The organism is Winogradskyella sp. HB-48 (assembly GCF_049942685.1).
Taxonomy (GTDB): Bacteria; Bacteroidota; Bacteroidia; order Flavobacteriales; family Flavobacteriaceae; genus Winogradskyella.
This window is the reverse complement of record NZ_CP187934.1, coordinates 3,179,529-3,203,425: the sequence shown is the minus strand read 5'-3', so window position 1 is coordinate 3,203,425 and position 23,897 is coordinate 3,179,529. Positions and strand designations below refer to the sequence as shown.

Sequence of the window (23,897 nt, the reverse complement as noted above, 5' to 3'; positions counted from 1 at the left end):
GGCTCTTTTTTTGTTAATTAAGTACTGCTGTAACTGTATAACCTGCATTTCTTAGAAGTTGTATAACGCCATTTTTTCCCGGTAGATGACCAGCACCAACACCAAAAAATGTAGGTTGGTCTTTGGCATATTCCCCAATTTTTGAAATCCAGTTCTTATTACGCTGTTCTAAAAGAACATCTTGGTGTTTTGACATCGTACTATTGGCATCATCATTCATAATATCGATTAGTGCATTAATGTCTTCATCTTTATAAATTTTAAGCATTTTAGAGAAGGTTGCTTTATCTTTTGTTAAGTTGCCTTCAGCCATGCGTATTAAATCTGCATACTGATCTTCTAAAGGAATATCATCAAAAACTTTTAATTGCTCTTCAATAGTTTCAAGACCTAGAATCTCTTCGTTTTGCTCTGATGCTACTTTGCTTAATTCTAATTCAAAGGATTGCATTGGACAATCAATCATCTTAGGATAAAACATGGACATAAGAAAAAAGGGCTTGACGTTTTCTAATAATTTTACAGACATACCCATATTATTGATAAATAAGGAGTCAATTGTTTGATATTCTTTATCTGAAACAAAATCCTTAAGTGTTTTACCATTCTTAAGATACATGCCTTGCATCATTTTACTTTGCATGGTTGGGTCGTCCATATCAAGCTCCATAACAATTTGAGTGGTTTCGTTCAAAGCTTTTTTTACATCATCCTCTAATGTGGCGTCACATGTAATGTGAATCGTTCCAAATAAGTAAGATGGCTTTTCCAAACCATTACCTTCAATTTTCCAAAGGGTAGAATCTTCGAGTTCTTGAGCAGTTAAAGCAAAAACAGATATTGAAATTAAGACAAGTAAGGATAAAATTCTTTTCATTCTAAAGCGATTTATAGTTTATCTGTTTGTAGCCTTATTATGTTAATTGTTACAAAAAGGAAAGCAACACATCAAACTACCGATAGCGATTCGGCATGTTTTCCGTGTTGCTTTAACCAACCAATCAATATAAAGACTATTTACATGCTATATTGTTACACTTCGACTACGCTCAGTGCTGGCATTTGTTTATAACTCTTCTACCACCAAATCACCTTGGTTTCTAAAGACTAACTGTCCATCAAATTCATCAAGAAGAATGATACTATCAGTTGTTACTTTACCAGCCAATATTTCCTTACTCAACTGATTTAGAACTTCTTTTTGTATCACACGTTTTACAGGTCTTGCACCATACTCAGGATTATATCCTTTTTCAGCTAAATATGCTTTAGCTTCTGGTGTGGCATCAAAGGTTATACCTTGTTTAGCAATCATTTTTGTAAGACCTTTTAGTTGAAGGTTTACAATATCTATAATGTTTTCTTTGGTTAAAGGTGTAAACATTATAACATCATCAATACGGTTTAAGAACTCAGGTCTTACACTTTGTTTTAGTAAACCTAAGACATCAACTTTTGCAGCTTCCATGGCAGATTCTACATCTTTTGTGGCCTCAAAACGCTCTTGTATAATATGGCTTCCCATGTTAGAGGTCATGATGATGATGGTGTTTTTAAAATCTGCAATACGGCCTTTGTTGTCCGTTAAGCGACCTTCATCCAATACTTGTAAAAGAATATTGAAGGTATCTGGATGCGCTTTTTCAATCTCATCTAAAAGTACTACAGAATAAGGTTTACGTCTAACAGCTTCGGTTAATTGTCCGCCTTCATCATAGCCTACATATCCTGGAGGTGCGCCGACCAACCTGCTCACAGCATGACGTTCTTGATACTCACTCATATCAATACGTGTCATGGCATTTTCATCATCAAACAGATACTCTGCCAAGGCTTTTGCCAATTCGGTCTTACCAACACCTGTTGTACCTAGGAATAAAAAGGTTCCTATAGGTTTTTGCGGGTTTTGTAAACCTGCTCTAGAACGACGTACCGAATCACTCACGGCTTCAATAGCTTCTTCTTGGCCAACGACACGTTTGTGCAGTTGGTCTTCAAGTTTTAAAAGCTTTTCACGCTCGCTTTGTATCATTTTTGTAACAGGTATTCCCGTCCATTTAGCCACGACATCAGCAACATCTTCATAAGTAACTTCTTCTTTAATCAAGGCATTGTCTTGCTGTTCTGCTAATTGTTTTTGATATGCTTCAAGCTTTTCTGTAGCTTCTTTTATTTTACCATAACGGATTTCGGCAACCTTACCATAATCGCCTTCACGCTCGGCGCGCTCAGCTTCCAATTTATAGTTTTCGATTTCCTGTTTTATATTCTGAACGTTTTCAACCGTTTCTTTTTCAGATTTCCATTTGGCATTAAGCTCATTTCGCTCTTCCTTAAGATTAGCCAATTCTGCTTTTAAAGCTTTTAATTTGGTTTCATCTTTTTCGCGTTTAAGTGCTTCGTGCTCAATTTCTAACTGCATAATTTTACGATCCAAAACATCCAATTCCTCTGGTTTAGAGTTGATTTCCATACGCAATTTCGAAGCAGCCTCGTCCATTAGGTCAATTGCCTTATCCGGTAAGAAACGATTGGTAATGTAACGGTTAGACAATTCAACTGCACCAATAATGGCTTCATCTTTAATACGTACTTTGTGGTGTGCTTCGTATTTTTCCTTAATACCTCGAAGGATAGAAATAGCACTTTCGGTATCAGGCTCATTGACTGTTACCTTTTGGAAACGACGTTCTAAGGCTTTGTCTTGTTCAAAATACTTTTGGTACTCATCTAAAGTGGTTGCACCAATAGCTCTTAGCTCACCACGTGCTAAAGCAGGTTTTAAAATATTGGCAGCATCCATTGCACCTTGGCCACCACCTGCACCAACAAGTGTGTGGATTTCGTCAATAAATAATACAATATCGCCTTCGCTTGTAGTAACTTCCTTGATGACTGCTTTTAAGCGCTCCTCAAACTCACCTTTGTATTTAGCACCAGCAATTAGGGCACCCATATCCAGCGCAAAGATTTGTTTGTCTTTTAGATTTTCGGGAACATCACCATCAATGATTCTGTGCGCTAAACCTTCTGCAATGGCTGTTTTACCCGTACCAGGTTCACCAACCAAAATCGGATTGTTTTTGGTACGACGTGAAAGAATCTGTAGGATTCTACGGATTTCTTCATCACGACCTATCACAGGATCCAGTTTCCCATCGCGCGCCAATTGGTTGAGGTTTTTGGCATACTTGTTCAATGCGTTGTAGGTTTCTTCCTGACTTTGAGACGTTACGCGGTCTCCTTTGCGGAGTTCCTCAATAGCAGCGTTGAGTCCTTTTTCTGTAACACCTTGATCCTTTAAAATCTGAGCAATTTTACTGCCCGATTTAAATATAGCCAGGATTAAGTGTTCAATAGAAACAAAGTCATCATTCATTTTCTTGGCAATGATAGAGGCTTCGTTTAAAGCTTTATTGGCTTCGCGCGAAAGCATCAGATTGCCACCAGAAACTTTAGGAAAACTTTGTAGTTCTTTATCTAATATTTGTTGTAGTAATGAGACGTTAACATTCAACTTTTTAAGAATAAACGGCAATACATTTTCGTCCACCTCAAAAAGGGCTTTAAAAATATGTTCATTCTCAATTTGTTGATTGCCATAGCCTTGGGCAAGCTGTTGTGCCTGCTGTATCGCTTCTTGCGATTTTATGGTATAATTATTAAAGTTCATCTTTTTATTTTTTAATCTTTTATGTTGTTGTGTTTATCTATCTTTAGGCAATAATCCTACCAATTAAATTAGGTTCTATAAAAACGACAAAATGACTGATTTTATTGGGTTTAAGATGACTTTTTGTCTGTGTTTTGTTATGGTTTGCTCATGGTTATGATACGAGGTTTACCCAAAGTACACCTGAAGTAAACCCAAAGGAGAGGCGGAGGATATACGGATGAACCCCTTTTTTGAGGTTGCTATGATATGGTTTCGTTGTGAGGTGTTGATGGTTCTTGATACAAAATGCTAGCGCATTTCACTCGAACTGACGAGGATAATAGTTATGGAAGTTCTCGATGCATCCCGACGCTCACGACGATGAATGTCGTGATGAATTGGGTCAGGATACTTGTCTGCCGACAAGCAGGCTCGAACTGACTTATAAAATGATTTAAAGATGTTTAAAAAATTGTTTGGCCCATCAGAGCCTAAAGAAGAAAAGATATTGCCATGGATTGCTCTAAATAGTATTAAGCAGCTTAGTGCGGTAGAAGAACGGTCTAAAACTAAAACACAGCTTATTTTTAAGCACTCTACGCGTTGTGGTATTAGCAGAATGGTAATGAACCAGTTTGTTGCTGCTTACGACTTAGACCTTAATGCAGATTTATACTATTTAGATTTATTAAGTTATAGAGACGTGTCTAATGAGGTGGGTTATAAATTCCAAGTGATGCATGAGTCTCCACAACTTTTGGTGATAAAAAATGGAGTAGTGGTGGCGCATGCCAGCCATGGAGCTATAAACGCTATGGATTTAGTAAAATATATCTAAAAATTGCGTAGTTCTACGTATTGACTTGTTGGTTTGAAAAGCCAAGCTTAGCTTCTGCCTATTGACAGACAGGTATCTTCTGATATAAGACATTAACGTCTTATGTCATAACAGTTACCATACATTTCCAAACCGAACTTTATTAAATTAAGTTGACTAAGGGTAAAACTATTAATCATCGTCACTTATGAATATTGTTAAAATAACATGACTTTTATCATATTTTCAAAGCTATTCTAAGAATAACTTTGAAAACCTACCATTAAATTAAGTAAAATAATGAGAAACTTATTATTTATTGCAGTTACTACTTTTAGTACTTATTTGTCATTTTCTCAGAATTTAGATTGGGAAAGTACTTACCCTAACTATTTAACAATAGGAAAAGCATTGACAGTTGACTCCGACAATGACATAATATCTGTGGCTAATGGGCTTAATGTTGGTGCTTATAACGAATATTTATATGTTCAAAAACATACACCTCAAGGAAATCTTGTTTGGAAAGATTCTATTAGCACTATCGTTAGTAATAACTATCATTCAGCAACTTGGGTAGGAACGGACAACAATAAAGATATTTTTATTGTAGGATATAGATTTACGCTTTCAAACCAAAATGAAATACCCAATGCTATAAAAGTAATTAAATACTCTTCAAACGGTACATTGCTACAAAATAAAACTATAATAGGTTTCTTCAATAGAGATGGTAACACAAACCTTGGCCGTAGAAACGAATCTTTTTTAGATGAAAACGGAAATCTTTATATAGCAACTGCTGGAGCTACTGCTACTCAAACAGGGGCTGGTTTTGTATTGCTTAAATTTGATAATGACGCTAATTTATTGTGGGAACGTTTACATAGTTTTTCTAATGTCCACGGATTAAGGGGTATGTTTTATAATAATGGTAAAATTGCACTAGTAGGAACAACATCGGTTACTGGAACTAATAATAATGTAGCCGTTTGGAATTTAAATGGAAACTTTATCTGGGCTTCTGCAAGCACCATACCCGATCAAACTTGGGCAACAGATGTTTTGATAGATGAAACAGGTAACACATACACTTTATGTCAAAATTATGGTTCATCCTATAATTTAATTGAGCTCACAAAATATAACCCGACAGGGACAGTCATCTTTTCAGAACAATTTGATATACAAGTAGCAGCTACTTCTGGTAGAATGGCTTTACTTACTAATGGAAATATTGTTATTACTGGAACAAATTGGACATCTTCAGGAACAGGAAAATTATTTGTTGCTGAAGTTTCATCTACAGACGCATCTATAATTAATAGTAGCTTACATGATTTACCTCAAATTAACAATTGGGTTTATGACATTAAAGCTACATCAAATAACAATTACTATGTTGTTGGTAGAAGTGATAACAATGGTGGTTCACCAAGTTCCATGTTCCTTTATGCTTTTTCAGCTTTAAATGGCTACGAATGGAACACTATGTACGCAACTCAAGGCACAAAACCGATGTCTGTTAAAACCGATACAGACGAAAACCTTTATGTTCAAATCGAAAACACAAATACAGTTGTTAAGTTTGGAAATAGTATTGCACTTTCAATAACTGACAATTTACAAAATGAGAAGTTGAAAATTTATCCAAATCCAATAAATTCTTCAACAATATTAGAATTCACCCCTCAACATTCTGAAAATATTAGTGTAACTGTATACGATGAATTGGGCAAGATTGTTTACGATGTTCCCAGTAAAGAATTAAATGAAGGTATTAATAAAATAACCTTAGATTTATCTGATTTTCAAAGTGGATTCTATTTCTGCAAAATTATAGATGGTAATAACGTTCAGAAAGTTAAACTTATTAAAGAGTAATTGAATAAAAACGTATGGTAACAAAGAACTGAGTTAAAAACAAGTCTTTTTAGCTTAATCTTGATACATAAGTTTCATCATAAGTCAATTCTGATTTAGCAATTCCGAAAGTTTTTTTATGGTCTTGTTGTAGACTGCAATTGAGCCATGGAGCTGTAAATGCTATGTATTTATCAAACTATATCTAAAAAACATATAAGTATTTTACGTATTGACTTGTTGGTTTAAAAAACGAACTTGGCTTCTGCCTGTCGGCAGATAGGTATGAATAGATATAAGGCATTGAAACGTCTTATATTATTAAAGATAAGCGTCATAAAAAACCTCTCACATTTCGACAAGCTCAATGACCATGAGAGGTTTTTATTTCTAACTATTCAAACGATACGAATTGATAATGGCTTTTAATTTCTGTTTAAGATCTTCACCAGAGTCATAGACCATTTGCTCATCCGTTGGGAAACGCACTTGCCGTTGTCTTAATAAGGCTATATCGTCTCGGTTTAAGGCTCTTCGGTCCCCTCTAAAGCGACCAAAAACATTTTCAAAGGTAAAGCCACTATCTATGGTAAAGGCATCAATAACTTGGTTTTGTTTTAAATCTTTGTAAACCACATCTGCAATGACTTGAGCTGATTTGATTTGTAATACCTCAAAAAAGCGAGCTCTTACATTTACAATCTTATCTACTTTAATATCATTACCTAAGCTATCCTTGGCAACATTGCCATTCTCATCTAAAAGATATTCCCAACCATCAATAATTTGTTTTTCTCTTAATAGCTGTCTCTCATTTATACGCTCTGGAGATATGTTAATACGCTTTAATTGCAGTTCCATAGCAAAGTCATATTCTATATTATTATCTGTAACAGCGTGGTATGTCGTCCAGAATTGATTAAGACCATAGGTATTAAAATCTAAAAGTTCAGCTTCTAAACGTTGTGGAATGATTTGGTGTGTTTCATTCAATACAGATACATGTACATAGTCCATACCTGTCATATGTGCTTCCTGCATCAAATTTTTAACATCTTCAAAATTTGGGTTTATGCTATTGACATAATCAAATAGACTATAAGCTTCACGTGCATTGAACTTGTCTTCAGTATCCAATAAATCCAAACCTTTATCCATTAAGTAATCTGAAGTTTTATACCTGTATTCTACAAGTACGCTACTATAATCATTAAACTTAAATTTTATGGTTTTTCCATCTATTTTAAGCGGCATAATACGCTTTATAGCATTTTGTCTAGCCTCTAAATCTGCATAACTTTCATAAATGGTTTTGTATAACTCAGGGTTGCCATCTTGTTTAAGATGTGCAATTTGTGCCAGGTCTTTTGCCAAAACTTTATCATAAGCATCTTTTAGCATTACAACATAGTCTTGCTTACGCTTTTTGTCTTTGTTGTTTTCTAGTTTTCTTAGCGCCTCAGAAATGGCATGGTCATAGTTGCCATGATTAATCGCTGTTTCAATTTGTTTTTTGGCACTACAAGATACGAGTACCGAAACAAGGACTGTAAAAAGTAAAAATCGTTTCATAATCTTGTATTTTAGAGGTTATACATAGTATAAACCAATCTTTGTGCCAAAAAAATAAAGCGCTAATGATTAGCGCTTTATGTTTAATGTAAGTAATTAAATATTACTTTTTCTTCTTCGGATTAAAAACAGGTAGTAACTGTGTTTTTACTTGTCCAAAACCAATGCGTACATCATCATTTTCACAATAGCCTCGCATTACTACAGTGTCGTAGTCGTTTATAAATTTACGCTCTGTTCCATCTTTTAGTTTAATAGGTTTAGTGCCTTTCCAAGTTAACTCTAGCATAGAGCCATAAGAATCTGGAGTAGGTCCGGAAATAGTACCACTGCCCATCATATCACCAGCATTTACTGGACATCCATTAACCGTATGATGTGCCAATTGCTGTGCCATATTCCAATACATGTATTTAAAATTAGTTTTACAGACGGTAGTTTCTTTTCCTCCCTTTGGAATAATACCTGCTTCTAAATGAATGTCAAAACTGTGCTTGCCTTTAGTTTTCAGGTAGGGTAGAGGCTCTGGATTTTGCTTAGGGCTCGCTACTCTAAATGGCTCTAAGGCATCTAGGGTTACAATCCAAGGCGACATTGTAGATGCAAAATTCTTTCCTAAAAATGGTCCTAATGGTACGTATTCCCATTTTTGGATATCCCTAGCAGACCAGTCGTTAAATACCACTAATCCAAAGATGTATTCCTCAGCTTCTTCTACAGGAATAGGCTCACCTAGATCGTTGGCATCAGTAGTAATAAATGCCATTTCCAGCTCAAAGTCCACCAATTTACTTGGTCCAAAAACAGGTGTGTCTGCACCTTCAGGCAAAGTTTGTCCTTGAGGTCTGTGAATTGGAATATGCGTAGTTACAATAGAAGAACTACGACCATGATATCCAACAGGAATATGCAACCAGTTTGGCAATAGGGCATTATCTGGATCCCTAAACATGGCACCGACATTGGTAGCGTGTTCTTTACTTGAGTAAAAATCTGTGTAATCTCCAACATGCACAGGCATTTGCATTTCTATTTCATCCAATCGAAAACAAATAATCTCTTTATGCTTGGTATTATTTTTTAATGTTTCATTATTAGAATCAAAAATCTCAGCAACGCGATTACGTACGGCACGCCAGGTTTTACGACCATCAGCAATGAAATCATTTAAGGAATCCTGAAGAAAAATATCATCTGTAAGAGGAATACCATCAAAATAGCCCAATTGGTGTAATGCACCAAGATCTATAGCCGTATCGCCTATTCGAGTTCCTATAGTGATGATGTCCTCTTTAGTAAGAAAGACACCAAAAGGAATATTTTGAATAGGGAAGTCCGAGTATTTGTTAACGTATAACCACGAGGTTCTATTTGGGTCGTTGGCTGCAATTGGCATAATATCTTGTTGATTAAATGTTCATTATTTTCTATTCAAACCTACATAATTTTTAATATTAAAACTAATGTATTCCTTATTTTTGTTTTGATTTAACAAAGACTTTATTTATGCAACGCGACGAACAGATTTTTGAACTTATACAAGCAGAGAAAGAACGCCAAACCGAAGGTATAGAACTTATTGCCTCAGAAAATTTTGTAAGCGACCAAGTGATGGAAGCAGCAGGTTCTGTACTTACCAACAAATACGCAGAAGGTTATCCTGGTAAACGTTACTATGGAGGTTGCGAAGTTGTAGATGAAGTAGAGCAGATTGCCATAGATAGAGCCAAAACATTATTTGGTGCGGCTTATGCCAATGTGCAACCACATTCGGGTAGCCAAGCCAATACCGCTGTTTTCCATGCGTGCTTAAACCCAGGAGATACGATTTTAGGGTTCGATTTGTCTCATGGTGGCCATTTAACACATGGCTCTCCAGTTAATTTTTCGGGCAAGCTATATCGTCCAACATTCTATGGAGTAAAGAAAGATACAGGCTACATAGATTACGATATGTTATCTGATGTGGCTGAAAAAGAGCGACCAAAATTGATTATTGCTGGTGCTTCGGCATACTCGCGCGATATGGATTTTGCCAAGTTTAGAGAAGTTGCCGATAATGTTGGTGCTGTATTATTGGCTGATATTTCGCATCCGTCTGGTTTGATAGCCAAAGGTATTTTAAACGACCCAATGCCGCATTGCCACGTGGTTACAACAACCACTCATAAAACCTTACGTGGTCCTAGAGGTGGCATGATCATGATGGGTGAAAATATTGATAACCCATTTGGCATCACCTTAAAAAACGGAACACTTCGTAAGATGTCTGGGCTTTTAGACTCTGGTGTATTTCCAGGAAACCAAGGTGGCCCATTAGAACATATTATTGCGGCTAAAGCCATTGCTTTTGGTGAAGCCTTAACCGATGAGTTTTTACATTATATGCTACAAGTAAAGAAAAATGCCGATGCTATGGCACAAGCATTTGTGGCTAAAGATTATCATTTGATTTCTGGAGGAACGGATAACCACATGATGCTCATAGACCTTAGAAATAAAGACATTACTGGTAAAGATGCTGAAAATGCTTTAGTAAAAGCAGATATTACAGTTAACAAAAATATGGTACCTTTTGATACAGAATCTCCTTTTGTAACATCTGGTATTAGAGTTGGTACGCCAGCCATTACTACTAGAGGGTTAAAAGAAACTGATATGGCTTATGTAGTAGATTTAATTGATGAGGTCATTAACAATTTTGAAAATGAAACCGTATTAGAAGGTGTTGCTGAAAAGGTAAATGAACTTATGGGAGGCAGACCTTTATTTAATGCTTAAAAAGTTGTGTCATTCTGAACTTGATTCAGAATCTAATAATGTAAACGAGATGCTGAAATAAATTCAGCACAGGCAATTTCAGAATGACAATTAATAATAAAAGCCTTTCAATTTAGTTTGAAAGGTTTTTTATAATTTAAAAATGTTTTAGTCTTCAAAAATTACACTTTCATAAGCACCAATATCAGGAAGTCCATTCGCATCACCTCTTGGATTTCCTAGTATATCGTTTCCAACAGGATCTAATATTAATCCCTCATCATTAGCACCAGAATCTTCACCAATACGCATTAGGTTTTCAAAAGGGTTTTCAAAATCTGGGTCTACGTTTCGGATAATACCATCATAGCGCATTATATCATTAAACATGTAATTTCCTGTGCCTTCTAAATTGGTATTATCAAATCGTATTAAGCAATTGGTGAATTTAAAACTAAATTCATTTCCTTCATTTTCTAACAACAATTCAGGATTATCATTACCATAAATAATACAATTGGTAAACTCAGCTTCGGTCGTATTTGTAAAAACAGTGTTGTTTTCATCAACCACAAAATCATTAAGGAGTAGAGAAGGGAACTGTCTAAAACTGCTATTCCAGTAATTTGCAATGGTGCAGTGAGTGAAATTGTATTTTCCACCTAAAGTACCAGCAAAAGACGATTGCCCAGAGTTGTTAATCACAACATTTTCTGCTGTAATAGATGTTGCGCGTCCTAATAACCCAAAAGCACTGGAATTATAGATTTGGCTATTGGTAATGGTTAACTTGTCATTTGTGTCATCCTGCCCAAATTCTGATAATACACCAATGGTAGCATTTTTAATGGTAGCATAGTTGATACTATTATTTTCGCTACCATTAAACAGCCAAATAGTTCCCCATTGCCCTGGCACATCTTCAAAAAGAGGTTCTAGTCTATCACCTTCAAGAATAACTTCATTTTCTAAAACCTCTTGATCTGTACTTAAATCTCCATTTATATTTAGAGTTCCACCTTCGGTAACAATGATGCCAGAATCTGCATGAAAATGCACACGAGCGCCAGGCTCCATAGTTAAGGTTTGTCCTGCACCAACACCAGCATAGCCATAAATCACATAAGGTTTTTCGTTGGTAAAGGTAAGTTCGTCGTTTTCTAAAAAGCGTCCTTGTAATATAGTTTCGTCTGGCATCCCATCTCCATCTACGTCAAAGGTTAAGGTCTCTATAATACCAGTGTCTTCATCTCTGTTTGCATATATAAATACGGCATCTTTTACCAAGGTTACTAAATCAACATCTTGTTGATTGCTTCCAGAATCGAACAGTATTTTATCTGTGTATAAGAATTGATTTTCTAGGGTAGAGAGCGTAGAAATATCAATTGTAGTTTCTATAAAAATGAATAAACTATCGTTGGCCAAAAGCTCCACATTCTCAAAGAACTTTCCTTCCTGCTCTCCTTCTAAACCTGTAGTACCATCAACATTCATTCTATAAAAAGAATTTACACCGTTTTCTAATTGAATGGTTGGAATTACAATATCATCATCACTTCTGTTGTATACTTTTAGGTTGTATGTGCTAGACCCAATGTTTGTAAAAACAGTATCCAAGTAAACGGTATCTTTTGCAAATTCAAGGTTTCCTGTACTTGGGGAGAATTCAAAGTCTTTACGGCAAGAACTCCAGAATAACAAAACAATAAAACATATAAGGAAGGATAACAATCGCTTCATAAGAGATAAATATAATTTGGCTTAAAAATATAACTTTTGAAGTTATATTTTATTATGAATTATTGCAATTCTCTTGGTCAATTTAGTCTTTTGTAACTTTTTCTTCACCATATTCTTCAAGTAGAATAAGAAATAGTTGACTATTAACAACTAATTCTTCTAGAAGCATCATTTTGTTTTCGTCTTTTAATAACTCTGAACTTATGCCTTTTGCAGAACAAAAATCATAGAAGAGTTTGGCTTTATCCTCTGGTATTTTGAGATTTTCGGTAACCAAGCGCTTGTTGAAGAAAGAACTATCCGTGAATAATGAGTCCATCTGCTTGAAGGTAATGGGCTTGTAGGTTTGTTCCTTTGACCTTTTTCGCTTAAAAAGTTTGAATACTTGACCAATTAAATATATAAAGTCTACACCATACTGGGCATTTGGAGATTGATATAGTCCAGGATTTCTTTTGATATCTTCCTTAATAAGGCTATGAAGGTCTTGGTTATAGGTCTCTTCTTCAAAAACGGGTTGCTTTGGTTCTGACCCAATTTCTACTTCATCGAGCTCGCTTACAATTTCTTCAACCTCAAAAACATTAATATCATCAAAATGTGATTGCTTTACAATGACTTCTAAAGGATGGTAAAAAATAGATTGAAATGAGATCGTGTCATTGACTTTGGCTTCAATACTAAAGTCTCCGTCTTTATTTGTTACCGTAAGGATGTTTTGGGTTTTGTTAAGTACTTTCATGTCTTTAACAACAGATTTTGTGTCGTAAACTTTACCTGATAAGGTTTGAGCAGACAACGTGTAATTGAAAGACCATAAGAGAATGGAAAACAGTAAAAATCGCATAAAAGTTGATTGATGCTTTAAAGAAAAGCTTTATCGGGTAAAAGAAACCTAAGATTAAAAAAACTTTAACCTAAAGAAATGTTAATCAAATAGTGTAGCTATTTCTGTTGGAATCCTGGTTGGCTTTTTAGTTGCTGTACTCATGAAACACCACTTGGTTTCTGATGTTACAATGAGTTTACCATTAGAGTTATTAGTAATTTCTACATGACGAATAGAGGTGAGGCCTACGGATTTTGAAACATAGGTCTTTATGTTCAATTCATCACCTAACAATGCTTCACCTTTATATTCGATATGGTGGCTCAACATTACCCAAAAGTAGTTGTCTAGAATTGTTTTGGATGCATTCTTTAGCCAATGGTCTTCAGCAATATCTTGTACCCACTGCACATAGCGTACATTGTTAACGTGCTTGAGTTGGTCTAAATCGTCCTTAGAGACTGTAATGGTTTTTTCAAAAGTCTGCAAAGCTTGTTTATTGCTTTTTAATTTTCACTTCAAAAAGTTTATCCCAATTTTTACCTGTTACAAAAATGGTCTTGCGCTCAGGATGGTAAGCTATACCATTCAAAACATCTAGTTCATTGTGTTGGGTGACTAATTTTCTGAGTGGCTTAAAATCAATAACCCCTTCTACACCTCCTGTATGAGGGTTGATAATAATAACGCCATTTTTTTGATAGATATTGGCGAATATTTTACCGTCAATCCATTCTAATTCATTCAGGCTTGGGATTTTTCCTTTTTCGGTATAGACCTCAATATGGCTTTCTTCTGAAAGATTTTCGGGATTTAATAGCCATATTTTTTCAGTACCATCAGATTTGTAAAGCTTTTCCCCATCGTTACAAATTCCCCAACCTTCTTTACTTGTACCGTAATTGAAGGTTTTTAGTTTTTCAAACGTATTAACATCATAAATAAAACCTCGTTTTGCTCTCCATGTAAGTTGGTATAACTTTTCGTCTAAAATTGTTAAACCTTCACCAAAAAAGTTATCATCCAAGTCAACATTTTTTAAAACCTCTCCAGTTTCAAAATTTACTTTTCTAAGTTTAGACTCTTTATACTGCCCCGTGCTTTCGTACAATTCACCATTATGAAACTCAAGACCTTGTGTGTAAGATGTAATGTCGTGCGGATAGGTGTTTACAATTTCGTAATTGTATATAGATGGGATTATGTTATTGTAAATGGTAATACTTTTACTAACCGTTTCGGTTTTATCATCATATTTAATTGTAGCAACTAGAGACTTTTCACCCAAAGTTATATTTTCTAGTACTTCATTTTCACCTATTGATTTACCATTTAATTTATAACTAACATTGGTAATATTTAACTTTTTAGGGTTGCTAATGGTAAGGTTTAGTGTATCTCCTAATAATAATGATTTGGTGTTTAGGTCAATAGCTAAACCAGTTTGATTAACCGTATTAGTTTCACCACAATTAATTAAAGCTAGGCTTAAGGAAAGGAGAATGAGGTGTTTGGAAAATTGCATAACTATTTAAAGATTTTCAAGCAAGGTATTAAATAAAATTCAGTTTAAAAATCATTGCGAAAGTATTAAAAGGTTGTATCTTTGCAGCCGGGCAAGTCCTACACAACCAGCTCCTGCTTAATCCTCCAGGACGGGAACGTAGCAAAGGTACGCGGTCGTAGCGGTGTGATGTAGGTAGCTTGCCTTTTTTTATGCGCTAAAATGAAGTATTGAATATTTAAAACTTCGTACTTTTAACTTCCAATTTCTAACTCAATAAAATGGCTAAAGTTGTTTTAATAACTGGAGGATCTTCAGGAATAGGTAAATCGGTAGGTGAATTTTTGCAAGAAAAAGGATTTAAAGTTTACGGAACTAGTAGAAACCCTAAGAATTACCAAAACAGTAAATTTCCTATTGTAGCTTTAGATGTTACCGTACCAGAAACAATTTCAGCATGTATTGCAGCGGTTTTAAAACAAGAAAATCGAATAGATGTTCTAATAAATAATGCAGGCGCTGGTATAACAGGTCCAATTGAAGAAATACCAGATGTAGAAATAAAGCGAAATTTTGAAACCAATTTTTTTGGACCTATCAATGTTATAAAGGCAACTTTACCAGCTATGAGAGCTCAAAATTCTGGTTTAATTATTAACATAACCTCAATTGCTGGTTATATGGGCTTGCCTTTTAGAGGTGTTTATAGTGCTAGTAAAGGAGCTTTAGAAATTATTACAGAAGCCTTTAGAATGGAGCTTAAGGATTTTAATATTGAAATGACCAATGTAGCTCCGGGAGATTTTGCTACAAATATTGCTGCTGGGCGATATCATGCACCTGTTTTAGAAGATTCTCCATATAAGGAAAAGTACGGCTTCTCCTTAAAAATGATGGATGAGCATGTTGATGAAGGTAATGACCCTAAAGAAATGGCTGAAGCTATTTTTAAAATCATAGAAACAAAATCTCCTAAAATTCACTACAAAGTCGGTGCATTTGTGCAGAAGTTTTCAATTTTGCTAAAGCGAGTACTTCCTGATAAAGTCTATGAAAAATTACTGATGAATCATTATAAGCTGTAACTTTTTTTTGGTACGTTATTTGAAGCTTTTGTTTAAAATTAGCTATTATGAAAAAACATCTGTTCCTCATGCTACTATTTTTTGTTTTGGTTTTTAGTTGCGATGATAATCTATGTATTTTCCCAAAAGAGCCTGAGTTACCAAATAAAGAGTTTCCTATTGGCTCAACAGAAAGTTATTATTATGTTGACCTAACTGCAGAAATTAATAACGAACCAAGAGATAATGATTACGATTATTATTTTGATGTTGTGGGCTTACCTTCGGGAATGGATTACTTTATAAATTATAGAACCATAAGTCTTGAGGGAACGCCAGAAGAATCAGGTATTTTTGAAATTACAATTTACCTTGAAGTAGAAGGTCCTTTTAGAAATGATTTTGATGATAATCCTGATGTGTTATGTAATTATGGAACATCAAAAACCTATACACTTATCATAGAATAGGCTACATCATCGTTCTTCGTAATTTGTTAATATATTTTATTGAATTCTTTAGAGTCTTCATGCTTATTAGTTGTAAATTCGCGCCAACTAAAAACACAACAAATCAAATTAATTTTAGATGAAATTTTTTATTGACACGGCCAATTTAAACCAGATTAAGGAAGCTCAGGATATGGGTATTTTAGATGGTGTTACAACTAACCCATCCTTAATGGCAAAAGAGGGAATTACAGGTGTAGATAACATTATGAAGCATTATGTAGATATCTGTAATATTGTAGACGGTGACGTTTCTGCAGAAGTTATCTCTACTGATTTTGACGGTATGGTTAGAGAAGGTGAGGCCTTAGCTGAGTTACACGATCAGATTGTTATTAAGCTCCCTATGATAAAGGATGGAGTAAAAGCTTGTAAATATTTTTCAGACAGGGGTATCAAAACTAATGTAACTTTAGTTTTCTCGCCAGGTCAGGCTTTATTAGCTGCAAAAGCAGGTGCTACTTACGTATCGCCGTTTATTGGTCGTTTAGATGATATTTCTACTGATGGGTTAAATCTTATTTCTGAGATTAGACACATTTACGATAACTATGAATTTGATACTCAAATCTTAGCAGCATCTGTACGTCATACAATGCATGTAATAGATTGTGCTAAATTAGGTGCAGATGTTATGACAGGACCTTTAAGTTCAATCACAGGATTGTTAAATCATCCATTGACAGATATAGGTTTAGAAAAATTCTTGGCAGATTATAAAAAGGGAAATTAAAAATAAACCTAAAAAGAAGATATTTAAGGCACCTTATTGCTTAGCTATGAGGTGCCTTTTTTGTAGCATACTACCAAGCATTTCTGTAAAATCAGATTTAAAGATATTGACATTAGGGTGTAAAATCATTCCGTTTTCATTAACTATAATAGCTTTGTTGAGGTAGTTAACCGCCAGTACTTTTCTAGCTTTTGCAGGATATTTGAATTTGTATTCATTCTTGGTAGGAAAGTCATAATTATTTATAATGCTTTTCCATGATTTATCATCATCAGAATTTAGATTGATTGAAACGAATTCTACCTGTGGAAAGGCATATTTTAAACTTTTAACTTTATAATGGCTGTTTCTATATTGCATCTTAGAATTAGAAGACCAAAAGTAAATGATAGTAGGTTTATTTATTATTGAGTTTAAATTATGCTCAGTATTATCATAGTTTACAATTTCTATGTTTGGTATTGGGTTACCTTGCCTTAGTAGCTTAAGCGAACATACCAATTCTTTTATACTCTCTTTGTCCTCTTCATTCGTGCTTTTAGGTAAGTAGTAATTCAGCATTTCATCAGCTTCAACCTCTGTATGATTATAACTTACGTAGTCTCTAGTTTTATATTTAAGTAGATTATTCTTTATTGTTTCATCAGAAATGATGCTATCTATTAAATCTAATTTAGATTTATTGTAATCCATAGAATGTCTATCAAAGGCACTGTGAAAATCATGTTTTTCGTAATAACTCTGAGCTGCTAGATTATCAATGTGAGAAAACAAAAAACGGTTGTAAGCATATAAATGGCTTAAATGTGCTGCATTATAGTCAACAGATTTTCTGTACTCATAAAAATCTTCAGGTAAATCATTTATGTGTATAAGTTTGTTGTTTCCAAAATAAGCAAAGGGATATATTTCCTTATCTGCATATGAATTGTAGTTGATATTAGTCTCAATTATAGATTTAAATAATTCTGACTCTTCTTTGTCTTGTAAGAAATTATGAAACTTAGTCAACTCTTTTTGGCGTCTCTCTTCAATAAAAGTGTTGAATTCTTCAGGTTCCATTTTAGCATAATGTACTAATTTATTAGCCTGTTGCTCATTTGCTAAATATGTTTCAATGAGGTAGTTGTTTTTTCTTGCTCCTTCACCAGTAAATACTAGAGATTCATCAAAATCATAAGTATTTAATCTAAACATTACACTATCATTTGGTTCTAAAAGAATCAATTGATATTCACCACCATGTGTAAAGGAATACAATCCAGGATGTAAATCTTCAATTTTATAGATAAACCTATTATTGCTGTCCAGGGTTAAGGAATCAACAACTTTCCCATTGGTATTGTATAGAATGATGCTACTATTCTTAGGGTTTACAATTTCACCACCAATATAGGCAAAGTCACCATTATTGTTGGTGCTTACTTTGCATCCAAAAGTCATGGATATCAGTGTTAGTGAAAGTGTAATATATCTAAATAGCATGTCGATTTTACTATAGTTTCCAAACAAAAATATATGATGAAAACCTGAAGTCTTGTTAATACCTAGTTAAATCTTGTTATACTAAGCATTTATTTCGCTCAATCGCTTAATTTTTCTACTTTTGCACTCTCAAAATTCACCTATAAGAAATTTTAGGTAAAAAGAACAAAATTATAAGTTATGTTGTCAGTTTCTAATCTTTCGGTACAATTTGGAAAACGTATCCTTTTTGATGAAGTAAACACCACTTTTAACAATGGTAATTGTTATGGAATTATTGGTGCCAATGGTGCAGGGAAATCTACCTTTTTAAAGATTTTATCAGGGAAAATGGATCCTACCTCTGGTCATGTACATCTAGAGCCAGGCAAGCGTATGTCTGTGTTAGAACAGAACCATAATAAGCATGATGAGGATACTGTTTTAGAAACGGTTCTTAAGGGTAACAAACCATTATACAACCTAAAATCTCAAATAGATGCCTTATATGCAGACTACACGGATGAAAATGCTGAGAAAATTGGTGAACTTCAGGTAGAGTTTGAGGAAATGAACGGTTGGAATGCTGATAGTGATGCAGCAGCAATGCTTTCTAATCTTGGTATTAAAGAAGACTTACATTATTCTTTAATGGGAGACTTAGATGGTAAGCAAAAAGTACGCGTCTTGTTGGCACAAGCACTATTTGGTAATCCTGATGTATTGATTATGGATGAGCCTACCAACGACTTGGATTATGAAACTATCTCTTGGTTGGAGAATTTCTTAGCTAATTACGATAATTGTGTAATTGTGGTATCTCACGACCGTCACTTCTTGGATGCCGTTTGTACGCATATTTCTGATATAGACTTTGGAAAAATAAATCACTATTCTGGTAACTACACGTTTTGGTATGAATCTTCTCAATTAGCAGCAAAGCAACGTGCTCAGCAAAACAAAAAGGCTGAAGAAAAGAAGAAAGAATTAGAAGAGTTTATACGTCGTTTTTCTGCTAACGTAGCTAAATCTAAGCAAGCAACTAGTAGAAAAAAGATGATTGATAAGCTTAATATAGCAGATATAAAACCAAGTAGTCGTCGATATCCAGCAATTATTTTTGAGCGCGAGCGTGAAGCTGGTGACCAGATTTTAAATGTTGAAGGTTTAGCAGCAAGTATAGATGGTGAAGTGTTATTTAAAGATATAGACATTAATCTTGCCAAAGGAGATAAAGTAGTTGTGTATTCTAAAGATTCCAGAGCATCTACTGCGTTTTACGAAATCATAAATGGCAAGCAGAAAGCCGATGCAGGTAAATATGCTTGGGGAGTAACGACTACGCAATCGTATTTGCCATTAGATAATAGTGAATACTTTGACAACAAACTAACCTTGGTAGATTGGTTACGTCAATGGGCAACAACAGAAGAAGAGCGCGAAGAAGTTTACATAAGAGGTTTCCTAGGTAAAATGATTTTTAGTGGGGAAGAAGCTTTAAAAACTGCTGATGTCCTATCTGGAGGTGAAAAAGTACGTTGTATGCTTAGCCGAATGATGATGATGAGAGCTAACGTTGTTATGGTAGATGAGCCAACAAACCACTTAGACCTTGAGAGTATTACAGCATTTAATAATGCGCTTAAAAACTTTAAAGGCACAGTAATGTTAACCACGCACGACCATGAGTTTGCGCAAACCGTTGGTAACAGAATTATTGAGTTAACACCAAATGGTATTATAGATCGTTACATGACGTTTGATGAATATATGGGCGATAAAAAGATTAAGGAACAGCGTGAAAAGATGTATGCTGTTGAGGCTTAATCGTTGATTGCTAAATACTAGGAAGGAGCGTCCATCTCAGCTTTTACTTGCTCTACAATAGCAATAGCCTTATCTAATTCATCTTCATGTACATAGATTTCCTGGAAACCTTGATTGAGCGAGCCATAACCAGCTAAACGCTGCGATTCTCCCTCGTCTTTAATAATAGGAATGATACCGTTGTTTTCTAATTCACTCTTAATTCTGGTAATTAAAACAAAATTACCCTCGTATATTTTATTGTATTCAGATGCGTTCATAACTTATGGTTTTAATTGTACTATAAGTTACGAAAAACTTCAAAAAGTTACACCATATTAATTGTTATAATATTTACTGTCCCAAATTGCTGCGCTAAAGTTTTTTCCTGATAAAAACCCATAATAAAGCGTAATAGCAACCATACATTTAAACATAAATAAAAAGATAACTCCGGCATTTGCAGCGGTTTTTTCACCATGAAAAGTACCGTCTGGTATTAATCCTGTTAAAAACATACTTAGAATAAAAACGCAAAACACAAAGTTTTCAAAATTCTTAAAAGGCCACATTAACAGTTTTCTATATGGACTTAAATCATTTCCCCATTTATGAATAAGGTAATAGTAGCCATTGCCAATTGGCGCGAACAAAAGCGGATCATCATAAATTTCTAATTTAAACAGTCTAGAAGGCGCCATGATTTTAAACCCACTTAAAGTTGTATTATGACTTTTTTCTAGCTGTTTAATTTTAGAAATAGCTTCATAAGGTAAGTCCCCTTTAAAAAATCGACTATCCAAAAATCGTAGCCTGTAAGTAATACAGAGTTTTTTAATCTGTTCTACATGATAGATTTTGTCTGATTCTAACAAGTCTATATCGAAGTTGTTTTTTAAGGTATCATTATACTCAGCTAATTTTTCAAGAATCCTTTCATCTTTCTTATTGTCTTGAGTCAAAATATCCTTTACAGCTTTCAAAACTTCATCCTCATTAAAATTTTTGTTTTTGAGTTTATTCAGCTTCTCTTCAAGATTTACATTTTTCAATAACATAAGCACTTTTGTTTTTAAAATTAATAATCATTCTTTTTCATTCCAAGTCTTTAACACTTGTGTTTAATTTTTATATCCTAAAATTCGCCAAAAAGGCACATATATTAAACAAAGTTGATAGCTTTTGTATTGTTTAAAATAATTCTAGATAAACCTACAATAGAAAATGGCTATTGAAAAATAAATAGATAATATATTCTTAACTGAACCGCACTATATAATTTCATAATTTTAAGGAGTAAAAATTTAATCTAAAAAAACCAAAAATGGACAATAAAAACACAAACACATTTGAGCTTAATGAAAGTGATGCAAGTAAGTGCCCCTTTTTAAGTGGTAAACAAACAACTGTCGGAGGTGGCGGTGTAAGAAATAGAGATTGGTGGCCAAACGAATTAAAACTAAATATTTTAAGGCAACATGCTGCTAAATCTAATCCACTTGGTGAAGATTTTGATTACGCTAAGGCATTCAATAGCCTTGACTATGATGAATTAAAGAGAGACCTAACTAAGCTGATGACCGATTCTCAGGATTGGTGGCCTGCAGATTATGGTCATTATGGTGGTTTTATGATTAGAATGGCATGGCACAGTGCAGGTACATACAGAGTTGGTGATGGTAGAGGTGGAGCAGGTACAGGTAACCAGAGATTTGCACCTATTAATAGCTGGCCTGACAATGGCAACCTAGATAAAGCAAGATTGTTATTATGGCCAATAAAAAAGAAATATGGAAACAAGATTTCTTGGGCGGACTTAATGATTTTAGCTGGTAATGTTGCTTTAGAATCAATGGGATTCCCAACGTTTGGTTTTGGTGGCGGTAGAGAAGATATATGGGAGCCAGAGCAAGATGTATATTGGGGAAGTGAAACAGAATGGGGAGCTAATGGTGACCGTTATGGTAATAGTAATAATTATGCAGAGCGTGATTTAGAAGATCCACTAGCAGCTGTAATGATGGGTTGGATTTATGTAAATCCAGAAGGACCAGACGGAAAGCCAGACCCAATGGGTTCTGCTCGCGATGTAAGAGAAACGTTTGGACGTATGGCCATGAATGATGAAGAAACTGTAGCTCTAGTAGCAGGTGGTCATACTTTTGGTAAAGCGCATGGTGCTGCTGACCCAGGAAAATATGTTGGTGCTGAACCTCATGGTGCACCAATGGCAGAAATGAGCATGGGTTGGAAAAACACATATAAAAGTGGTGTTTTAGATGATACCATAACAAGTGGAATTGAAGGTGCATGGACACCAAATCCAACAAAATGGGATGCTGATTATTTTGATGTGCTTTTAAATTACGATTGGGAATTAACCAAAAGTCCAGCAGGTGCACATCAGTGGACACCAACAGCAGAATCTAAAGCACGCATGGCACCAATGGCTGGTGATGCTAGTAAGAAACAAGCCTTAATGATGACTACAGCAGACATCGCCTTAAAGACCGATCCTGAATATTTAAAAATCTCTCAAAAATTCCACAAAGATTTTAAAGCTTTTGAAGATGCCTTTGCACGTGCTTGGTATAAATTAACACATAGGGATTTAGGTCCCAAAGACCGTTATTTAGGTCCAGAGGTGCCAAAAGAAGAACTAATCTGGCAAGACCCGATTCCAAAAGTTAATTATACTTTAAGTGATGCAGATATAGCTTCTTTAAAGAAAATGATTTTAGCTTCAGGATTAACTATTCCAGAATTGGTTAGAACCGCATGGGCTTCTGCTTCAACGTATAGAGATTCAGATAAACGTGGTGGTGCAAATGGTGCTCGTTTAAGACTAGAGCCTCAGAGAAGTTGGAAAGTAAATAATCCTAAAGAATTAGATAAAGTATTTAATGTTCTTGAAGGTATTCAGAAAGAATTCAACGGTACAGTGTCTATGGCTGATTTAATTGTGTTAGCAGGTAACGCTGCAATTGAAGAGGCAGCAAGCAAAGCAGGATATAATATCTCAATACCTTTTGCACAAGGTAGAGGTGATGCGACACAAGAGCAGACAGATATAGAACAATTCAATTACTTAAAGCCTCTAGGTGATGGATTTAGAAATTACATGAATCCAAACTTAGAAGTTAAAGCCGAAGATTTGTTAATTGATAAAGCTAATCTATTAGCATTGTCAATTCCAGAAATGACCGTTCTAGTTGGCGGTATGCGTGTGCTTGGTGCAAACTTTGATAGTTCTAAGCATGGAGTGTTTACTGATAATGTTGGTCATCTTACAAACGATTTCTTTAAAAATTTAGTAGATATGACCTATACATGGAGCGCGACATCCGATGAGGAAAAGTATTTTGAAGGTAGAGACCGTAGAACTGGAGAAATAAAGTTTACTGGAACTCGTGCGGACTTAATCTTTGGTTCTAATACCGAGTTAAGAGCGGTTTGCGAAGTTTATGCTGCGGACGATGCAGAAGAAAAATTTGTAAAGGATTTTGTGGCTGCGTGGACTAAAGTTATGAACGCTGATAGATTTGATTTAAAATAAATAATTGATTAATAGCAAAATC

Annotated in this window: 19 protein-coding genes and 1 other RNA gene; 9 read left to right on the top strand and 11 right to left on the bottom strand. The window is 34.7% G+C overall.

Going from position 1 to position 23,897, the window contains the following annotated elements:
* Window positions 1-13: 13 nt before the first annotated feature.
* Both ACPX19_RS14350 and clpB read right to left on the bottom strand, forming a co-directional pair.
* Entirely contained in the window at window positions 14-877 is an 864-nt protein-coding gene (locus tag ACPX19_RS14350) for a TraB/GumN family protein (protein ID WP_426430723.1), read from the bottom strand.
* 189 nt (window positions 878-1,066) lie between these two features.
* Window positions 1,067-3,673, bottom strand: a complete 2,607-nt coding sequence (clpB, locus tag ACPX19_RS14345; protein ID WP_426430722.1) for an ATP-dependent chaperone ClpB — start codon at window positions 3,671-3,673, stop codon at window positions 1,067-1,069.
* Between the two features lie 442 nt (window positions 3,674-4,115).
* Between clpB and ytxJ the strand changes: the two genes are divergently transcribed.
* Both ytxJ and ACPX19_RS14335 read left to right on the top strand, forming a co-directional pair.
* Entirely contained in the window at window positions 4,116-4,493 is a 378-nt protein-coding gene (ytxJ, locus tag ACPX19_RS14340; RefSeq protein WP_426430721.1) for a bacillithiol system redox-active protein YtxJ, read from the top strand.
* A gap of 279 nt (window positions 4,494-4,772) precedes the next feature.
* Window positions 4,773-6,356 carry a T9SS type A sorting domain-containing protein gene (locus tag ACPX19_RS14335; RefSeq protein ID WP_426430720.1) on the top strand — a complete coding sequence of 528 codons (1,584 nt, stop codon included), beginning with the start codon at window positions 4,773-4,775 and terminating at the stop codon, window positions 6,354-6,356.
* Window positions 6,357-6,725: 369 nt separating this feature from the next.
* On the opposite strand, the gene ACPX19_RS14330 is transcribed toward ACPX19_RS14335, so the two are convergent.
* Together ACPX19_RS14330 and fahA are read right to left on the bottom strand one after the other, a co-directional pair.
* Window positions 6,726-7,907: a hypothetical protein gene (locus ACPX19_RS14330; protein ID WP_426430719.1), complete on the bottom strand. Its 1,182-nt coding sequence runs from the start codon at window positions 7,905-7,907 to the stop codon at window positions 6,726-6,728.
* Window positions 7,908-8,010: 103 nt separating this feature from the next.
* On the bottom strand, window positions 8,011-9,303 hold the full coding sequence (fahA, locus tag ACPX19_RS14325) for a fumarylacetoacetase (protein ID WP_426430718.1): 1,293 nt from the start codon (window positions 9,301-9,303) through the stop codon (window positions 8,011-8,013).
* 110 nt (window positions 9,304-9,413) lie between these two features.
* Here fahA and glyA point away from each other — a divergent pair, with 110 nt between their 5' ends.
* Window positions 9,414-10,688: a serine hydroxymethyltransferase gene (glyA, locus tag ACPX19_RS14320; RefSeq protein WP_426430717.1), complete on the top strand. Its 1,275-nt coding sequence runs from the start codon at window positions 9,414-9,416 to the stop codon at window positions 10,686-10,688.
* A 147-nt stretch (window positions 10,689-10,835) separates the two neighbouring features.
* Here glyA and ACPX19_RS14315 read toward each other — a convergent pair whose 3' ends face one another.
* The 4 genes from ACPX19_RS14315 to ACPX19_RS14300 all read right to left on the bottom strand — a co-directional run bounded on the left by ACPX19_RS14315 (window position 10,836) and on the right by ACPX19_RS14300 (window position 14,764).
* Window positions 10,836-12,410 (bottom strand): hypothetical protein, encoded by a 1,575-nt coding sequence (locus ACPX19_RS14315; RefSeq protein ID WP_426430716.1) that lies wholly within the window; start codon window positions 12,408-12,410, stop codon window positions 10,836-10,838.
* An 82-nt stretch (window positions 12,411-12,492) separates the two neighbouring features.
* Window positions 12,493-13,257 (bottom strand): hypothetical protein, encoded by a 765-nt coding sequence (locus tag ACPX19_RS14310; RefSeq protein WP_426430715.1) that lies wholly within the window; start codon window positions 13,255-13,257, stop codon window positions 12,493-12,495.
* An 81-nt stretch (window positions 13,258-13,338) separates the two neighbouring features.
* Window positions 13,339-13,728 carry an acyl-CoA thioesterase gene (locus ACPX19_RS14305; protein WP_426430714.1) on the bottom strand — a complete coding sequence of 130 codons (390 nt, stop codon included), beginning with the start codon at window positions 13,726-13,728 and terminating at the stop codon, window positions 13,339-13,341.
* A 7-nt stretch (window positions 13,729-13,735) separates the two neighbouring features.
* Window positions 13,736-14,764, bottom strand: a complete 1,029-nt coding sequence (locus tag ACPX19_RS14300) for a glutaminyl-peptide cyclotransferase (RefSeq protein ID WP_426430713.1) — start codon at window positions 14,762-14,764, stop codon at window positions 13,736-13,738.
* Between the two features lie 89 nt (window positions 14,765-14,853).
* Between ACPX19_RS14300 and ffs the strand changes: the two genes are divergently transcribed.
* The 4 genes from ffs (at window position 14,854) to fsa (ending at window position 17,049) form a co-directional block, all read left to right on the top strand.
* An RNA gene (gene ffs, locus ACPX19_RS14295) (signal recognition particle sRNA small type) lies at window positions 14,854-14,952 on the top strand.
* A 72-nt stretch (window positions 14,953-15,024) separates the two neighbouring features.
* The gene (locus tag ACPX19_RS14290; RefSeq protein WP_426430712.1) at window positions 15,025-15,828 is read left to right on the top strand and encodes an SDR family oxidoreductase; all 804 of its coding nucleotides are present in this window, start codon (window positions 15,025-15,027) and stop codon (window positions 15,826-15,828) included.
* A gap of 47 nt (window positions 15,829-15,875) precedes the next feature.
* Window positions 15,876-16,277: a hypothetical protein gene (locus ACPX19_RS14285; RefSeq protein ID WP_426430711.1), complete on the top strand. Its 402-nt coding sequence runs from the start codon at window positions 15,876-15,878 to the stop codon at window positions 16,275-16,277.
* 118 nt (window positions 16,278-16,395) lie between these two features.
* Window positions 16,396-17,049: a fructose-6-phosphate aldolase gene (gene fsa / locus ACPX19_RS14280; protein ID WP_426430710.1), complete on the top strand. Its 654-nt coding sequence runs from the start codon at window positions 16,396-16,398 to the stop codon at window positions 17,047-17,049.
* Between the two features lie 33 nt (window positions 17,050-17,082).
* Here fsa and ACPX19_RS14275 read toward each other — a convergent pair whose 3' ends face one another.
* Window positions 17,083-18,492: a thioredoxin-like domain-containing protein gene (locus ACPX19_RS14275; protein ID WP_426430709.1), complete on the bottom strand. Its 1,410-nt coding sequence runs from the start codon at window positions 18,490-18,492 to the stop codon at window positions 17,083-17,085.
* A gap of 222 nt (window positions 18,493-18,714) precedes the next feature.
* Between ACPX19_RS14275 and ACPX19_RS14270 the strand changes: the two genes are divergently transcribed.
* A complete protein-coding gene (locus tag ACPX19_RS14270; RefSeq protein WP_426430708.1) occupies window positions 18,715-20,340 on the top strand; it encodes an ABC-F family ATP-binding cassette domain-containing protein in 1,626 nt (541 codons plus the stop codon).
* A 17-nt stretch (window positions 20,341-20,357) separates the two neighbouring features.
* Here ACPX19_RS14270 and ACPX19_RS14265 read toward each other — a convergent pair whose 3' ends face one another.
* Together ACPX19_RS14265 and ACPX19_RS14260 are read right to left on the bottom strand one after the other, a co-directional pair.
* The gene (locus tag ACPX19_RS14265; RefSeq protein WP_426430707.1) at window positions 20,358-20,600 is read right to left on the bottom strand and encodes a putative signal transducing protein; all 243 of its coding nucleotides are present in this window, start codon (window positions 20,598-20,600) and stop codon (window positions 20,358-20,360) included.
* A gap of 57 nt (window positions 20,601-20,657) precedes the next feature.
* Window positions 20,658-21,377 (bottom strand): hypothetical protein, encoded by a 720-nt coding sequence (locus tag ACPX19_RS14260; protein ID WP_426430706.1) that lies wholly within the window; start codon window positions 21,375-21,377, stop codon window positions 20,658-20,660.
* A 266-nt stretch (window positions 21,378-21,643) separates the two neighbouring features.
* Between ACPX19_RS14260 and katG the strand changes: the two genes are divergently transcribed.
* Window positions 21,644-23,875: a catalase/peroxidase HPI gene (gene katG / locus ACPX19_RS14255; protein WP_426430705.1), complete on the top strand. Its 2,232-nt coding sequence runs from the start codon at window positions 21,644-21,646 to the stop codon at window positions 23,873-23,875.
* Window positions 23,876-23,897: the final 22 nt, after the last annotated feature.

Excerpts from the sequence above, each read along its gene's own strand:
- ACPX19_RS14350 (WP_426430723.1), bottom strand. The coding sequence starts at position 877 with ATGAAAAGAATTTTATCCTTACTTGTCTTAATTTCAATATCTGTTTTT.
- clpB (WP_426430722.1), bottom strand. The coding sequence starts at position 3,673 with ATGAACTTTAATAATTATACCATAAAATCGCAAGAAGCGATACAGCAG.
- ytxJ (WP_426430721.1), top strand. The coding sequence starts at position 4,116 with ATGTTTAAAAAATTGTTTGGCCCATCAGAGCCTAAAGAAGAAAAGATA.
- ACPX19_RS14335 (WP_426430720.1), top strand. The coding sequence starts at position 4,773 with ATGAGAAACTTATTATTTATTGCAGTTACTACTTTTAGTACTTATTTG.
- ACPX19_RS14330 (WP_426430719.1), bottom strand. The coding sequence starts at position 7,907 with ATGAAACGATTTTTACTTTTTACAGTCCTTGTTTCGGTACTCGTATCT.
- fahA (WP_426430718.1), bottom strand. The coding sequence starts at position 9,303 with ATGCCAATTGCAGCCAACGACCCAAATAGAACCTCGTGGTTATACGTT.
- glyA (WP_426430717.1), top strand. The coding sequence starts at position 9,414 with ATGCAACGCGACGAACAGATTTTTGAACTTATACAAGCAGAGAAAGAA.
- ACPX19_RS14315 (WP_426430716.1), bottom strand. The coding sequence starts at position 12,410 with ATGAAGCGATTGTTATCCTTCCTTATATGTTTTATTGTTTTGTTATTC.
- ACPX19_RS14310 (WP_426430715.1), bottom strand. The coding sequence starts at position 13,257 with ATGCGATTTTTACTGTTTTCCATTCTCTTATGGTCTTTCAATTACACG.
- ACPX19_RS14300 (WP_426430713.1), bottom strand. The coding sequence starts at position 14,764 with ATGCAATTTTCCAAACACCTCATTCTCCTTTCCTTAAGCCTAGCTTTA.
- ACPX19_RS14290 (WP_426430712.1), top strand. The coding sequence starts at position 15,025 with ATGGCTAAAGTTGTTTTAATAACTGGAGGATCTTCAGGAATAGGTAAA.
- ACPX19_RS14285 (WP_426430711.1), top strand. The coding sequence starts at position 15,876 with ATGAAAAAACATCTGTTCCTCATGCTACTATTTTTTGTTTTGGTTTTT.
- fsa (WP_426430710.1), top strand. The coding sequence starts at position 16,396 with ATGAAATTTTTTATTGACACGGCCAATTTAAACCAGATTAAGGAAGCT.
- ACPX19_RS14275 (WP_426430709.1), bottom strand. The coding sequence starts at position 18,492 with ATGACTTTTGGATGCAAAGTAAGCACCAACAATAATGGTGACTTTGCC.
- ACPX19_RS14270 (WP_426430708.1), top strand. The coding sequence starts at position 18,715 with ATGTTGTCAGTTTCTAATCTTTCGGTACAATTTGGAAAACGTATCCTT.
- ACPX19_RS14265 (WP_426430707.1), bottom strand. The coding sequence starts at position 20,600 with ATGAACGCATCTGAATACAATAAAATATACGAGGGTAATTTTGTTTTA.
- ACPX19_RS14260 (WP_426430706.1), bottom strand. The coding sequence starts at position 21,377 with ATGTTATTGAAAAATGTAAATCTTGAAGAGAAGCTGAATAAACTCAAA.
- katG (WP_426430705.1), top strand. The coding sequence starts at position 21,644 with ATGGACAATAAAAACACAAACACATTTGAGCTTAATGAAAGTGATGCA.